At 70.5% G+C, this 13,607-nt stretch carries 16 protein-coding genes and 1 pseudogene; 10 read left to right on the forward strand and 7 right to left on the reverse strand.

The annotated features are described in order from the left end of the window. Positions 1-2: 2 nt before the first annotated feature. The 6 genes from G3I78_RS15235 (at position 3) to G3I78_RS15255 (ending at position 4,455) form a co-directional block, all read left to right on the forward strand. Positions 3-1,289, forward strand: a complete 1,287-nt coding sequence (locus G3I78_RS15235; protein ID WP_164424600.1) for a putative T7SS-secreted protein — start codon at positions 3-5, stop codon at positions 1,287-1,289. Continuing rightward, complete coding sequence (locus G3I78_RS15240) at positions 1,286-1,966, forward strand: hypothetical protein (protein WP_164424603.1); 681 nt, start codon at positions 1,286-1,288, stop codon at positions 1,964-1,966. Before G3I78_RS15235 ends, G3I78_RS15240 begins: the two co-directional genes overlap by 4 nt. Beyond that, entirely contained in the window at positions 1,963-2,586 is a 624-nt protein-coding gene (locus G3I78_RS15245) for a hypothetical protein (RefSeq protein ID WP_164424605.1), read from the forward strand. Before G3I78_RS15240 ends, G3I78_RS15245 begins: the two co-directional genes overlap by 4 nt. A 52-nt stretch (positions 2,587-2,638) precedes the next feature. After that, on the forward strand, positions 2,639-2,773 hold the full coding sequence (locus G3I78_RS52835; protein WP_275424819.1) for a hypothetical protein: 135 nt from the start codon (positions 2,639-2,641) through the stop codon (positions 2,771-2,773). Between the two features lie 69 nt (positions 2,774-2,842). Continuing rightward, positions 2,843-3,529 (forward strand): RNA polymerase sigma factor, encoded by a 687-nt coding sequence (locus G3I78_RS15250; protein ID WP_343243762.1) that lies wholly within the window; start codon positions 2,843-2,845, stop codon positions 3,527-3,529. Further along, positions 3,526-4,455, forward strand: coding sequence for a CU044_5270 family protein (locus G3I78_RS15255; protein ID WP_164424607.1), 930 nt, complete (start codon positions 3,526-3,528; stop codon positions 4,453-4,455). The genes G3I78_RS15250 and G3I78_RS15255 overlap by 4 nt, the downstream gene beginning before the upstream one ends. A 94-nt stretch (positions 4,456-4,549) precedes the next feature. Here G3I78_RS15255 and G3I78_RS15260 read toward each other — a convergent pair whose 3' ends face one another. From G3I78_RS15260 to G3I78_RS15275, 4 genes are all read right to left on the reverse strand, one after another. Beyond that, a complete protein-coding gene (locus G3I78_RS15260) occupies positions 4,550-5,572 on the reverse strand; it encodes a hypothetical protein (RefSeq protein WP_164424609.1) in 1,023 nt (340 codons plus the stop codon). Positions 5,573-5,631: 59 nt separating this feature from the next. Beyond that, complete coding sequence (locus G3I78_RS15265; protein WP_164424611.1) at positions 5,632-6,291, reverse strand: hypothetical protein; 660 nt, start codon at positions 6,289-6,291, stop codon at positions 5,632-5,634. A 136-nt stretch (positions 6,292-6,427) separates the two neighbouring features. Then, complete coding sequence (locus tag G3I78_RS15270) at positions 6,428-7,174, reverse strand: hypothetical protein (RefSeq protein WP_164424613.1); 747 nt, start codon at positions 7,172-7,174, stop codon at positions 6,428-6,430. Positions 7,175-7,202: 28 nt separating this feature from the next. Next, the gene (locus tag G3I78_RS15275) at positions 7,203-7,748 is read right to left on the reverse strand and encodes an RNA polymerase sigma factor (protein ID WP_164424615.1); all 546 of its coding nucleotides are present in this window, start codon (positions 7,746-7,748) and stop codon (positions 7,203-7,205) included. 97 nt (positions 7,749-7,845) lie between these two features. Between G3I78_RS15275 and G3I78_RS15280 the strand changes: the two genes are divergently transcribed. Continuing rightward, positions 7,846-8,754: a serine/threonine-protein kinase gene (locus G3I78_RS15280; protein ID WP_164424617.1), complete on the forward strand. Its 909-nt coding sequence runs from the start codon at positions 7,846-7,848 to the stop codon at positions 8,752-8,754. Between the two features lie 138 nt (positions 8,755-8,892). Next, positions 8,893-9,744: a PhzF family phenazine biosynthesis protein gene (locus G3I78_RS15285; protein WP_203614999.1), complete on the forward strand. Its 852-nt coding sequence runs from the start codon at positions 8,893-8,895 to the stop codon at positions 9,742-9,744. A gap of 20 nt (positions 9,745-9,764) precedes the next feature. Here the strand turns inward: G3I78_RS15285 and G3I78_RS15290 are convergent, their stop codons facing one another. Then, a complete protein-coding gene (locus tag G3I78_RS15290; protein ID WP_164424619.1) occupies positions 9,765-10,838 on the reverse strand; it encodes an alpha/beta hydrolase in 1,074 nt (357 codons plus the stop codon). 252 nt (positions 10,839-11,090) lie between these two features. On the opposite strand from G3I78_RS15290, the gene G3I78_RS15295 reads away from it, so the two are divergent. Continuing rightward, a complete protein-coding gene (locus tag G3I78_RS15295) occupies positions 11,091-11,792 on the forward strand; it encodes an SDR family oxidoreductase (RefSeq protein WP_164424621.1) in 702 nt (233 codons plus the stop codon). 17 nt (positions 11,793-11,809) lie between these two features. After that, positions 11,810-12,220: a DUF1330 domain-containing protein gene (locus G3I78_RS15300; protein ID WP_203615000.1), complete on the forward strand. Its 411-nt coding sequence runs from the start codon at positions 11,810-11,812 to the stop codon at positions 12,218-12,220. Between the two features lie 89 nt (positions 12,221-12,309). Here G3I78_RS15300 and G3I78_RS51190 read toward each other — a convergent pair. Both G3I78_RS51190 and G3I78_RS15310 read right to left on the reverse strand, forming a co-directional pair. Next, positions 12,310-12,714 (reverse strand): annotated as a pseudogene (locus G3I78_RS51190) (4Fe-4S binding protein); the annotation flags it as partial. Positions 12,715-12,941: 227 nt separating this feature from the next. Next, positions 12,942-13,511, reverse strand: a complete 570-nt coding sequence (locus tag G3I78_RS15310) for a TetR/AcrR family transcriptional regulator (protein WP_164424623.1) — start codon at positions 13,509-13,511, stop codon at positions 12,942-12,944. Positions 13,512-13,607: the final 96 nt, after the last annotated feature.

The raw sequence follows: 13,607 nt of genomic DNA on the forward strand, positions 1-13,607 counted from the left end.
CCGTGGCCAACAACCCTTATCCCAGCCTCGGTTGGAATCCGGTACCCGGAATCCCCGAGCAGGTCACCGGGCTCTACGGCAAGGTGAAGTCCGCCGCCGACACGCTCAACAACTGCCACCGCCAGATCGAGTATCTGCTCGGGGCGAGCTCCAGCTGGCACGGTGACGCGGCGAGCGCGTTCCGGGACACCCTGGACGGCGACCTCAAGACCGCGATGAAGAACGCCGCGCAGTCGCTCGACAAGGCCGCCGGGGCGCTGAGCAAGTGGGAGGGCGACCTGACCTCCCACCGCGACCTGGCGAAGAAGTACGACGACGCCGCGCGTGAGAACAAGGCCGACGCCACCAAGGCCCAGACCCGCTACGACCAGGCCAAGGGCAACCCCGACCTCAAGCTCGGCGGCAAGGAGTACCCCAGCCAGGCGGAGGCGGACGCCGCGACGGAGCGCCTGCGTACCGCCGAGCGCGAGCTCAACGAGGCCACCACCCACCTCAACAACGCCAACAACGCCTACAACGCCGTCATCACGAAGGCGAAGGAGCTTGAGGGCACCCACACCGACGCTGCCGAGACCGTCGCCCGCAGCCTCGACGAGGCCGACGACAACCTGGCCCCCAAGGAGCCGGGCTGGTTCAGCAAGGCCCTCAGCGCCATCGGCGAGGGCCTCAAGGCGGTCGGCGAGTTCCTCGTGGAGCACGCCGGAACCATCGGAGCGATCGCTGGCCTGCTGGCCCTGCTGCCGACTCCGCTGGCGCCGGTCTTCGCCGGCATCGCGGTCGCGGCGAGTGCGGTGTCCATGGCCAAGAACCTGGCGAGTGAGGACTTCAGGGACTCCGTGATGGGCAAGTACGGCGCGAAGGAGAGCGCGTTCGCCATCGCCTCGCTGGTCGGTGACACCCTCGGCATGGTGCCCGGCGTCGGAGCCCTCGCCAAGGCCGGCAGTGAGGCAGGCCTCGTGGCGGCGGTAGCCCGGGAAGGGGGCGAGGCCATGTCGCTCGGCTCGAAGCTGGGCGCGTTCGGCAAGGAAATCGTGCCTGCCTTCAGCTACAAGGCCCTCGATGTCGCGACCTCTCCCGCCACCGGAGCGCTCCAGTACAGCATCAATGGCGTCAACGTGGCGGCGAACATGGCGTCGTCCCTGGAAAGCATGGGCGTGCTCCCGAAGAACGGCCCCGGACACGATGCGTCCGAGATCACGAAGGGCGCGGCCGCCGCGACCGGCCTCAAGGGTGGAACGGTGGAAGTCCTGGAAGGCATCGGCGAATTGATGAGGGGTGTTCGCCTGTGAATGCGTTCCTTGACACCGTGGAGGCCCGGCCGAAGCCGGAATTCTGGTACGGACTGCCCTACGGATACCTACAGCTGGACCTCCATCCGTCGGCCGAGGGCATCCAGGAGGTGGCCCGGCAGCTCAGCGCGCTTCCCGATGACGTTCGGGACCGCGCCGACCAGGTGTTTCGGCTGTACGCCATCGTCCTGACGATGCTGCGGAGCCAGGAGGTCATGGGCTGCGCCCTCGGTATGCACCCGGATGAACACGGCGGGACCTCGCTGTCCGTCCTCACGGTCTCCACCGTTCCCACCTCGGGGGCCAATCCCGACGCGGTCCTCCTCCAGATGCTGGGGACCGGGGTCGACAACGGCATCGTGCCCGTGGAACTGCCCGTGGGCACCGGCTACGTCCTGGAGACGGAGCGCACCACCATCGCGCCGACCGCTCCCCCCGAGGGCCAGGACGACCCCGCGCAGGGAACCGTCTGGCAGGGCACGGTGGCCATCCCGGTCGCCCGCACCGCGTCGATCATCACCGTGCAGCTGGTCACCCCGGCGGTGGAGCTCGCCGACGACTACCGTGGCGTACTGCTCGGCGTCGCCCGTACGGTGACGTTCGACGACCCGGCGGCGCCGGACCCCGCTGAACCGGCCAACGACTCAGGGGGAGACGAAAGGAGCCCGTTCGGATGACGGTGCCAGAAGAATGGAAGCACGGCCTGGAGTCGGACACTCCGCCGGCGCCGTACGCGACCGACGGGTCGGATTTCCGGGGGGCGGTGCGGTACTACTACGGCGTCGTGCTGAAGAAGTTCCTCAAGGTCTTCCCGGTGTTCCTGCTGCTCTGGATCCAGCTGTACGTTTTTCAGCTCGACTACCTGTTGCCGCTGGGGATCATCGGAATCATCGGCGCCGCGTTCACGCTGCTGCTTCTCGCCGACCGCCTGAACCTGGTCCGGAAGTGCTCGAAGGTGTTCCGGACCTACCCGCTGGAATTCCGCAGCCCGGTCGAGAAGTACAGCATGGAGTCGACCCACACGCTCTTCCTGCGCTTCGGAGGCCAGGCCGGCACCCCCTTCACGCTGCGTGCGAAGGACGCCTTGCGAGGTCGGTGGCCCGTCGGCATCGTGGAAGGCGTCTGGTTCGCGGGTGACGAGCCCTTCGGTGGCGCGTTCATCGTGCCGGGGAGCGGTGAAATGCTCTTCCTTCAGCCCAAGGACTGGAACGAGGCGGAGGAGTACCGCAAGGACGCCGGCTCGGAGCGGATCGAGAAGGCCAGGCAGGCGGGCATCAAGCGTCCTGGCCGCTTCTAGCGGTGCCGCGCGGCCGGGCGTCGGTCGACCCCGGCCGTCTCCCGCCCGGCAAGTGCCCGGCAACCTCCCGGTGGTGGACCACGCGCCGCCCGCCGACCTCGGCGACCTCGGTGACGTTCCCGGCAATGCCTCGGCGTCGACGAAGCCGACCCGCCCCGCCCGGCCACGCAGGACCGTCCGGCGGTGAGACCTCCCATGGCATGCAGGTGTGAGTGCCGTCACAGAGACGAGGTTCGTCGGGCGGACAGGGCTGATCGTGAGACTTTCCCTGCGTGAGCGGATACGGGCCGGTGACCCGGAAGCCTTCGCCGAGTTGTTCGGTGCGCATGCCCGCGCTGTGTACGGTCATGCCGCCCGGCTGACCGGGGACGTGGGCACCGCAGAGGACGTGGTGTCCCTGACGTTCCTGGAGGCCTGGCGGCTGCGGGAGAAGCTGCGCCCCGAGGAGGACCTTCCGCCGCCCGGGGGCGAGAGCCTGCGGGCCTGGCTCTTCGGCATCGCCACCAACGTCCTGCGCAACACCCGCAGGGCCGCCCGCCGCCACGGCGCCGCCCTCGCCCGGCTCCCGCAGCGCCCGGCGGACCACGACACCGTGCCCGACTTCGCGGACGCGCTCGTCGGCCGGATGGAGAACGCCGAACGACTGGCCGCCGCCCGCGCCGCCCTCGGCCGGCTCCGCGCGCCCGAACGCGAGGTGTTCGCCCTGTGCGTGTGGTCGGGCCTGAGCTACGAGGCCGCGGGCGAGGCGCTGGGCGTACCGGCCAGCACCGTACGGTCCCGGCTCGCCCGTGCCAGACAGCGTCTGCGGCGCCTGGCGGAGGCGGAGTTGACGGCTCGACGGACCTCGGGCGGAGCGGAGGGACCGGGACTCGGACCGTGCACCGGACAGGTACCGAGTGTCCGCCCCGAAACGGCCCGGTCGACACAGGAGAAGAACCGATGAACCCCGAAGAGCGCGAGACGCTGTCCCGACTGCTTCCGAGCCCTGGTGAACCGGTCCTGACGGACGACCGTCACGACCGGCTCCAGGACCACCTCCTACGCGAACTCACCACCCCGGCACCGGTCCGCCGGCCGCGCCGCCGGTTCACCCTGATCACCGTCCCCGTGGCGACCGCCGCGATCATCGCCGGCGCGCTCGTGGCCACCCGCACCGAACGCCCCGAGCCCGACCCGCAGGCGGTGGCCTTCCTGAACCGCGCCGCCGCGGTCGCCGCCACGAGGAAGACCGTCCCCGTCCGCGACGACCAGTACGTCTACGTCCGCACCCAGGGCTTCATGAAGTTCTCCGACGACGACATCCGAACCCTGCGCGAGGCCAGCTGGACCGCGGTGGACGGCGAGCACACGGGCCTGCGCCGCATCACGGTCCTGAACGGCCCCCCGTCCCACGCCCGGGACCCCTTCGCCTCGTACTCCAAGGGCACCCACGACCTCCGCCTGAACCCCGACCCGAACATCCCCGCACTCCGGGACCTGGAAGAACTCCCCACCGACCCGGACAAGCTGCTCCGCGAGATCCGCGCCGAGAACTCGTCCGACCCGGCCCAGACCCTGGAGACCATCGGCGACATGCTCCCCGACGCCGCCCTCCTCCCCGCCCTGAACGCCGCCCTCTACCGAGCCGCGGCGAAGATCCCGGGCGTCTCGCTCGTCCCCCGCGCCGAGGACTACGCCGGCCGCACCGGCGTGGGCCTGACCTTCAAGTCCCGCGGGGACCGCACGACATGGGTCTTCGACGCCAAATCCCTCGACTACCTGGGCTCGGCGACGGAAGCACTGCTCGACGTGGGAGTGACGGACAAGCCTGGCGAGGCACCGGCCACGGAAGGGGGTGGCTCGGTAACGGAGCCAGACCGTCAACGGTGAGCCGGAGTGCCCGTCGCCGCACCTTCACCCAGGCTCATCCGATCCAAGGAGCCGGACGCCCCCCCCGGGCCCCCCTCGCCCCCCCGGGCCCGCCTCACCCCACCCCGCCATCGAGCCGCTCATGCAGACAGGCCAGCAGCACACCCATCGGCGCCAGCGCCAACGGCAGCAGCACGAGGGCCACCGCGACCGGGGTGATGAGGACGAGGACGCCGGTGACCCACACGTTGTCGTCGGTGGTGGCCAGCATGAGCAGTCCCGCCCAGTGCGCCACATACGTCCCGAGCCACTTCAGCACCAGGTAGGCGACGGCGACCGCGGCCGCGCCCAGCAGGAAGTTCCCGGTGGTGCGCAGGCGTGCCGTACGGGTCAGTCGCCAGGAGCGGCGCATCGCCGCCGTCGCCGAGGAGTTGTCCGCCACGCGTACGGCGGTGGCCGGTGCGAAGCGGGCCAGGAGGACGAACCCGAGCGCCCAGATCACGACGGGCAGGATCCGGCCCACCAGGACGAACTGCACGGTCGCCGGATCGTGGTACGTCGGCCACACCACCCCGGGCACCATCTCCAGTTCGATGAGGACCAGGACGAGCAGGCCCGCCAGCGCCGGGACGGAAACACACACCAGGGTCAGCGACTGGACGCGGAGAGCGGCCCCCAGATGCGGACGGGAGCGACGCCACAGCGCGCGGAGGGTGAGCGCACCGGGGTCCGTCCCGGTGTCCGTGGCCGCCCTCGCGCGCTCCCGCGCGTGCCCCGCGACGACGGCCTGGGTGGTGAACAGCCAGGCCGTCAGGGCCACGGCGACGAGGAGCAGCAGCGGGTACACGACGTACGCGACCTTGACGAGGCTGTCCCACTGGTCGGCGTACGCGACGTAGGAGTCCTCGCTCTCGATGGAGTACTCGGCGTCTCTCCGGGCCGCGAGGAAGAGTCCCCACGACACGGCGAACCCGGCCGCCACGATCCCCCCTCCGACCAGCAGCGCCGCCGTACAGGCCACCAGCGCGGAGCCGAGCACGGGGCGCCGTTCACGGCCGACGACGCGCAGCGCCTCGGCGGCGACGGGAGCCTCGTCCCGGCGGTCGCCCCGGTGGTCGTCCGAGTCGATCACACTCATGCCCGCGCCCCTTCCCGCCACCCGGCGCGGGAAACGGCGCGGGAAACGGCGCGGGCGGATCAGCCGGCCAGCCGGTTGACGGCGGCGGCGGCGATGCCCGCCATGTAGCCGGCGTCGTCGCTGGGCTGACCGGTGAGTTCGACGATGCCGACCCGGTGACCGCTGTGGATCACCGCGACACCGCCGGCGACCTCGCCGTCGCCGTTGTAGGACGGGTACCAACTGCCCTGGCCGGCCTTGACGTCGATCGCGTGCGCCTTGCCGTAGTACCAGTGACCCGCCGGCTCGTCCTGGCAGCCGCGCACCAGCTGGTTGAGCTGCTTCTCGTACGAGGCCGCAGACGTGCCGCTGGAACCCTCGGCGAGGGACTCGGTCAGCGAGGTGTCCTTGGTGTCGAAGGACCAGGTCACCTCGGCGTAGGCGGCGGCCTTCCCCTTGGTCAGGGTGCGCATCGTGGCCTCGCCGGAGCACGCCGAGAGAGCGTGCTTCCCGCTCAGGCCCACGGTCGCGCCGACCGGGGCGAGGCCCTGCTGGAAGAAGTCCTCGCTCTGGATCAGGCTGCCGGAGCCGAGGCCGGGCCCGGCGGCGGTGACGGTGGCGGCGGCGGTCTGCGTACCGACGACGATCGCGATCAGGGCGGCGGCGCCGGCACAGGCAGCCGCTCCCGCCGTACGACCGCGACGCGAGACCTTCTTGCCGGCTGCTCGGTGGTGGAACATCTCATCTCCTGTCTGTGGCGACGCGGTGCGCGTCGGCGTACACCAGGGAGATGCCGCGGGTCCGCGAGATGTTGGATGGAGACCGGCGGAGATTGATGTGATCCAGCTCACTTTGGCGGGCGGGTCCGGGACGGACTCAGAGCCGCGTCACGGCCGTACGGACGATCCGTGTCATCGCGGCCGTGCCCAGGCAGGTGTCGACCTCCAGGACGCCGTAGTGGGAGCCGTTCCGGAGTACGGCGATGCCGCCGCACGGCTCCTTGCCCCGGGGCGCGGTCCCCGTGCTGTTCAGGTCGCCGTCGTAGGTGCCCATCCAGCTCGCGGTGATGTCCGCGGCGACGTCGACCGTGTGCGTCGGCCCGTAGACCCAGTGGGTGGGCACCGCGCTCTGGCACGGCACCTCCTCCAGCAGCAGGCGCTGCGCGTAGTTCCGGGCCAGTGCCCGGCTTCCGGCGTCGTCGGCGACTTCGCGGGCGATCCCGGGGCCGGTGTTCGCCGCCGTACCGGAGCCGTCGTCGCCCGGGTCCGCAGGCGTCTCCAGCTCGCGGAAGTGCGCGTCGTACGACCCCAGGGTCTCGCCGAGGGTCTTCTCGCCGGAGCAGACCGCGTTGGCGTAGTTGCCGTCTCCGACACGGTCCCGCACCTGGATGCGCTGTGTGACGCCGGCCTTCCTGAAATCGGCGCCCGTCACCAAGTGCCGGTTCGTCACGGGGCCGCTGGAGGGCTTCGGCGCCGAGGAGCGGGCGCCCGGCGAGGACGCGGCGGCGACCGGCGTCGGCGACGAGCCGGCCGGAGCGGAGCGAGCCGGCAGCACGAACCGGCCCGTCAGCAGGCCGAGTCCGATGGCCGCCGTCAGGATGACGGCGATGGTCCGAGTGCGCACGAAAGCACCGATCGAGAGCCGGGACGCCTCAGCAGGCACCGCCGAGACGGTCCCGCATGAAGCGTCGAGCCTGATGGATACGGTCCTTGACCGTGCCCAGGGGAGCGGCGGTGATCTCGGCGACCTGAACGTAGGTCAGGTCTCCCAGATCGCGCAGCACGAACGATTCCACCAGGCCCGGGTGCCGTTCCTCCAGCGCGGCCAGCGAGTCCATCAGGTCCAGGCGGGTCCCCGCGATGACGCTCGTCGTCCGCGGGTCGGCGCCCTCGGGAAGGAACGCGTGGCTGTCCTCGGCGCGCCGGCGCATCGAGCGGTAGGTGGACCGGGCGGCGTTCGAGGCGATCACCGTCACCCACCCGAGGAACGAGCCCCGCCCGCTGTACTCGTGCAGATGCGTGCTGATGGACAGCAGCGCGTCCTGCGCGGCCTCTTCGGCGTCGGCGTGGTGCGGAAGGAACCTGGAGCAGCGGCGCATCACCGTGGGGCGAAGCCTGACGAGAAGGCGGTCGAGCGCCACCCGGTCACCCGCCTGGGCCGACACCACGAGCCGCGCCAGCTCACCGTCGTCGATCATCCTGCCGTCCCCCCGCTTCCCGTACGACCGTGGACTGGGACTCCCACCGACCGCCCCGTGGTTCCCGGCCCCGTCGCCTCGGGCAGAATCTCGCCCCATGCGGAAGCTGGGGCGTTACGTCCTCGAGGACAGACTGGGAGCCGGTTCGTTCGCGACCGTCTGGAGAGCGTTCGATCCGGAACTCGACACGGACGTCGCGGTCAAGGTGCTGGCCGACAACTGGGCGGCGAACGCCGATGTACGACAACGGTTCCTCACGGAGGCGAGGCTGCTCCGCAGAATCTCCGACCCACGTGTCGTACGCGTCCACGACGTCGGCGTCCAGGACGACCGCCCCTACTTCGTCATGGACTACGTCCGAGGCGGCACGCTGGCCGAGAAGGTGGGCCACTGCCACCCCGAGGAGGCCCTCCGGCTGGCGGCCGAGGCGGCGTACGCCGTCCAGGTGCTCCATGACGCGGGCGTGGTCCACCGTGACATCAAGCCGTCGAACCTCCTCCTCGACACCGGCCGCACCCCCACCGCCGTACTCGTCGCGGACCTCGGCAGCGCGAAGCAGCTGGCCGACGCGTCGGGCCTGACCGTGACCACGGGCACCCCCGCGTACATGGCGCCCGAACAGGCCCTCCAGACCGGCGGGTTCGACGGCCGGGCCGACGTCTACGCCCTCGGGGTCGTCACCTACGAACTGCTGACCGGCCACAAGCCCTTCGGCTCGGGCGGCCGCACGACCCTCGCGACGGCCCGGACCCCACCACCGTCCTCACCGACGCTGCCCAGCGAGCTGGAGGTCCCGCACACCATCGACACCCTCCTGCGCGCCGCGCTGTCCGTGGACCCCGGGAGCCGACCGCCCACCGCACAGGCCTTCGCGGACGCGCTACTGTCCCGAGACGGAGCGGAACCGGCCCCGACCAGGTCCTCGGGGCCGACGCCCCTGGTGGTCGGGCTCGCGGCGGTCGCCGTGTTCCTGGTGACGGCGCTGGTGACCTGGTTGGCGCGCTGAACTCGGACGACGACCACCTGCTCGCGGTCCACTTTGTTGTGACTGGCTCTGTCCTCGCCGCGCGGCCCCCGTTGTGATGGACCCGCTGCCACCGTCACCGCTGCTGCCCCCGCCCCCGCCACCGCCACCGAAAGGCCGATGACCATGCCTCGTGCACGCTCGTTCATGCAGGTCGACGTGTTCTCCACGCTCCCTTTCCGCGGCAACCCGGTCGCGGTCGTCCTCGACGGAACGGACCTGGCCGACGAGGACATGCAGGGTCTGGCGCGTTGGACGAACCTGTCCGAGACCACGTTCGTCCTGCCCCCAACGGCCGAGGGGGCGGACTACCGGCTGCGGATCTTCACGCCCCAGGGTGAGCTGCCGTTCGCCGGGCACCCGACCCTCGGCTCCGCGCGCGCCTGGCTGGACGGCGGTGGCGAGGCGCGGCACGCCGACCGGATCGTGCAGGAGTGCGCGGCCGGCCTGGTCACCGTGCGCCGGAGCGAGGAGGACACCCTGTCCTTCGCCGCCCCGCCGCGGGTCCGTGACGGCGCCCTCGACGACGTGTACCTGGAGCAGATCGTGGCCGCGTTCGGGATCACGCGTGAGCGGGTCCTGGCCCACCAGTGGGTGGACAACGGGCCCGGCTGGGCCGTGGTCCAGCTGGCCACCGCCGAGGAGGTCCTCGCCCTCGAACCCGACCTGTCCCTCATCCCGACCGCGATGGTCGGCGCGATCGGGGCCCACCCCGAGGGATCCGAGCACCGCTTCGAGATGCGCACCTTCGCCCCCGGCGCCGGCGTGCCCGAGGACCCCGCGTGCGGCAGCATGAACGCCGGCGTCGGCCAGTGGCTCACCGCCACCGGCGCGGCACCCTCCACCTACCGGGTCTCCCAGGGCGCCCGGCTCGGACGGGCCGCGACCATCGGGATCGACGCCGATCCGGACGGCACGGTCTGGGTCAGCGGCGCCGCCACCGTCCGTATCCGCGGCCGTATCACCCTCTGACCGCCGCACCTCACTCGCCGTCAGGTGAGGTTCTCGGTGAAGAACTCGTCGAGCCTGTCGAAGGGGATGAGGTTCCCCCGGTCGTACAGGTCGACGTGGTCCGCGCCCGGGACGACCACGAGGTTCACGGCGTCCGGGGCCATCTTCTGGACGTCCTCGGAGTAGTAGAGGGAGTGCGCGTCGGCACCGGCCACCAGGAGGGCCTTGCGGGGGGCCAGGAGGTCGATGTTCGTCATCTGCCGGAAGGCGAAGAACGACATCGGGGTGGTCGCGGTCCAGGCGGTGGTGGAGTTGATAGAGCGCGGGTGGTAGCCGCGCTCGGTGCGGTAGTAGTCGAAGAAGATCCTCGTGATCGGGTCGGCGTCCGCCGGGAGGGTCCTGGGCAGGACGCGGTCCGAGGGGGCGACGTCGCCGTTCGCGTCGAAGGGGATCTCGTGTGATCCCCGAGCGAAGGCGCCCTTCTCGGCGTCGGTCCAGCGCTGCCGGCTGAGGTGGTCCACGACCTTCTGGCGCTGCTCCCGCGTGTAGGAGTCCTGGTAGCCGCGGGACATGGCGCGCGACATGTCGTACATCGCGGAGGTGGCGACCGCCTTGATACGGCTGTCCGCGGCCGCCGCGGTGAGCGCCATACCGCTCAGGCCGCAGATGCCCTGGACGCCGATCCGCTCGCGGTCGACGAGCCTGTGCAGGCCGAGGAAGTCGACGGCGGCGCTGAAGTCCTCGGTGCAGATGTCGGGCGAGGCCACGTCGCGCACCGTGCCGCCGCTCTCCCCGGTGAAGGAGGGGTCGAAAGCGAGGGCGGCGTAGCCGCGGCGGGCGAACTCGTTGGCGTAGAGCCCGGAGGACTGTTCCTTGACCGCGCCGAACGGCCCGCTGACCACCAGGGCGGGCAGCTTGCCCCGGGCGTTCTTCGGCACGTAGAGGTCCGCGGCGACCTGGATGCCGTAGCGGTTCCTGAAGCGCACCGAGGTCCGCCTGACGTTCTTGTCCAGCGCGAAGGTGTAGCCGTCGTCGGCGGTGGCCCTGCTCTGTCCTGTGGCGCCCACGGCGGCGCCGGTGGCGGCGATCAGTCCGAGCGCTTTGCGACGTTGCATGGAGTGGACCTCGTATTCGATCAGTGGGGGAAAGGGCGACGGTCGGTGATCGGTGGTGTCGTGACCGGGCGCGATTCCAGGAAAGCGGTCCTGTGCCAGGCGCGGCAGGTCGGGATTGTGGGGGGTACAAGCTCACCCCCCTTCGGTGGGTGTGGAGATGACGTGGGTGCGCCGGAGCTTGGGCTTGCACCGGAAAACCGATCGGTTTACTCTTCTTGAAACCGATCGGTTTACCGTTCTCTGGAGGTAGTCATGACCGACCTGAAGGGCGCCAACGTCTTTGTCACCGGCGGCAGCCGCGGCATCGGCAAGGCCCTGGTGGAGGAGGCGTACGAGCGCGGCGCGGGCAAGGTCTATGCCACCGCCCGCGACCCGCGCACCGTGACGCACCCCGACGCGGTTCCGGTGGCACTGGAGGTCACCGACCCGGTCTCGGTCGCCGCGGCCGCCGCGCGGGCCGGGGACGTCACCGTGCTGATCAACAACGCCGGCGCCTCGCTCGGCGGCCCCTTCCTCGACTCCCCGGTCGACGACATACGCCGGGACTTCGAGACCAACTTCTACGGCCCCCTCCTCGTCGCCCGTGCCTTCGTGCCGGTCATCGAGCGCAACGGCGGCGGCCACCTCCTCAACGTGCACTCCGTGCTCTCCTGGATCGCGCTCGGCGGCTCCTACAGCGCCTCCAAGGCCGCCCTGTGGTCGCAGACCAACTCCCTGCGCCTGGAACTGCGGCCGCGCGGCATCGCCGTCACCGGACTGCACGTCGGCTACGTCGACACCGACCTGGCGGCAGGAGTCGACGCCCCCAAGTCCGACCCCCGTGACGTGGCCGTACTCGCCCTCGACGGCGTAGAGGCCGGCGCCCACGAGGTCCTCGCCGACGACATCTCGCGGCAGGTCAAGGCGGGCCTGGCCGGCGACCTGGCCGCGCTGTATCCGCAGCTGGCCGAGTAGATCCGAGGGCATTGGCAATGAGTGCGAATTCGCAGCAGCAGCATCAGCAGAAGAAGCAGCCGAAGCAGCAGCAGAAGAAGAAGTTCTACGCCCTGAACATGTTCGACGTGGTCGACCTGGAGAAATACCTCGCGTATTTCAGCCGCCTGCCCGAAGCGGCTCCGCAGTACGGCGGTCGAATGGTGGCGTTCGGCCGTTTCCGGGACAACGTCGCCGGTGAACTCCCTCCACGACAGGTCCTGTTCCTTGTCGAATGGGAGTCCGAAGAGGCTTTCAACAGCTTCCGTGACGATCCGGCCTTGGCCGACCTGCATCCGTTGCGGGAGAGCGGGACGGCGTCCTATGTCTGGCAGACCTTCGACGGCTCCGACATGAGCGACCCGGCCGCCGTTTCGCTCGACGAGGTACTGGCGGTGCTCAAGCCCTAGCCTCGATCGACCTTTCGTGAGGGCCCGCCGAGGAAGTCACGGGCGGCCGTCGGATTCGCCTTGATCCAGCGGGCCGTACGGCTCACCGCCAGGACGTAGAGGGTCTCCTTCTTGTCCTGGAGCGGGCGCAGCACGGTGTCCATGAACGACTTGCGGTCGTCCAGGTAGGGGCCGAGCTCAGGCTCTGCCACATCGAGGCGCTCTCGGAGTCGCTGAGGCGCCGTCCTTGGCGATGGCGCCGACCGGGCACGCGGCGACGCACAACTTGCAGTCGATGCACGGGTTGTAGTCCAGCGCCTGCCCGTACTCGCTCACCTCCGCGTCCACCAGCACGGTGACCAGCAGCACGAAGCTGCCGAACTTCGGGTGGATGACGTTGCGGTGCAGGCCCATCACACCGAGCCCGGCGGCCACCGCGACCGGTCCATCTCCTGGGGGAAGCCGACGGAGGGATTGAGCGCGCGGTATCCGGCGTCCTGGAGCGCCCGGGTGACGCCGGGGGCGGGGGAGCGGCAGTCATCCGTACTCCTCGGGATCCTCGGGATTCGGGGCATCAGCTCTCCCGCACAGCGAGAAACCGATCGGTTTCTACGTGCAACCCCGTGCGGCGAGCTGCTACTTGGGCCGGTGATCTGGTTCCTCCCGGACGTCTTCCTCCTGGACGTCTCCCTCCTGGCCGTCGGCGTTCGATCGCCAGGTGACCGGAGCGGGGTCCCACCCCTCAGCGCACACCCGCCACATCGAGCAACGCGCCCACGGTGGGTCCGACGAGCCCGCCCTGCCGGTCGGCCTTGATCCCCGCGCGGGCGCTGGCGCCGTCGAAGACCAGGATCAGCTGACGGGCCAGCAGGTCCGGGTCGCTCGCCCCGCCCTGTTCGGCCTCGGTGCGGAAGAAGGCCGTCAGGTTCTCCTTGACCCGGTGGGCCACCCGGCTCGCGGGATGGCTCGGGTCCTTGAGCTCGATCTGCACGACGAGGTACCGGCAGCCCTGGAAGTCGGGTGCGCCCGCCTGTGCCTCCGCCTGTTCGAAGACGTGCAGGATCCGCTCGCGCGGCGGACGGTCGTCGTCCGCTGCGGGAAGGAGTGCCGTCACATAGGCGGAGGCGCGTTCCTCGAGGCTCGCCGCCAGCAGGTCGTCCTTGCTCTCGAACAGCTTGTACATGGACCGCTTGGACACCCCCGCCGCCTTGCACAGCGCGTCGACGCCGATGTGGACGCCGTCTCGGTAGGTGAGTGTGGCCGCCGCGTCCAGCAGTCGCTCTCGGGAGCTCGGGATTGCTTCGGTGGTCATATCGCGAGGTTAACTCGATTCCGGCCGATTGGAAACCGACCGGTTTCCGGGTGGGGTGTCGCGAGGAGGCGGTAGAGGCCGGGCGGCGCCTCGCCC

The sequence above is a fragment of the Streptomyces sp. SID13726 genome (genome assembly GCF_010548375.1).
In the GTDB taxonomy this organism is placed as follows: Bacteria; Actinomycetota; Actinomycetes; order Streptomycetales; family Streptomycetaceae; genus Streptomyces.

What these genes read in the sequence shown, in the direction of transcription:
- G3I78_RS15245 (WP_164424605.1), top strand. Translation starts at nt 1,963, where the DNA reads ATGACGGTGCCAGAAGAATGGAAGCACGGCCTGGAGTCGGACACTCCG.
- G3I78_RS15255 (WP_164424607.1), top strand. Translation starts at nt 3,526, where the DNA reads ATGAACCCCGAAGAGCGCGAGACGCTGTCCCGACTGCTTCCGAGCCCT.
- G3I78_RS15260 (WP_164424609.1), bottom strand. Translation starts at nt 5,572, where the DNA reads ATGAGTGTGATCGACTCGGACGACCACCGGGGCGACCGCCGGGACGAG.
- G3I78_RS15265 (WP_164424611.1), bottom strand. Translation starts at nt 6,291, where the DNA reads ATGTTCCACCACCGAGCAGCCGGCAAGAAGGTCTCGCGTCGCGGTCGT.
- G3I78_RS15275 (WP_164424615.1), bottom strand. Translation starts at nt 7,748, where the DNA reads ATGATCGACGACGGTGAGCTGGCGCGGCTCGTGGTGTCGGCCCAGGCG.
- G3I78_RS15280 (WP_164424617.1), top strand. Translation starts at nt 7,846, where the DNA reads ATGCGGAAGCTGGGGCGTTACGTCCTCGAGGACAGACTGGGAGCCGGT.
- G3I78_RS15285 (WP_203614999.1), top strand. Translation starts at nt 8,893, where the DNA reads ATGACCATGCCTCGTGCACGCTCGTTCATGCAGGTCGACGTGTTCTCC.
- G3I78_RS15290 (WP_164424619.1), bottom strand. Translation starts at nt 10,838, where the DNA reads ATGCAACGTCGCAAAGCGCTCGGACTGATCGCCGCCACCGGCGCCGCC.
- G3I78_RS15295 (WP_164424621.1), top strand. Translation starts at nt 11,091, where the DNA reads ATGACCGACCTGAAGGGCGCCAACGTCTTTGTCACCGGCGGCAGCCGC.
- G3I78_RS15300 (WP_203615000.1), top strand. Translation starts at nt 11,810, where the DNA reads ATGAGTGCGAATTCGCAGCAGCAGCATCAGCAGAAGAAGCAGCCGAAG.
- G3I78_RS15310 (WP_164424623.1), bottom strand. Translation starts at nt 13,511, where the DNA reads ATGACCACCGAAGCAATCCCGAGCTCCCGAGAGCGACTGCTGGACGCG.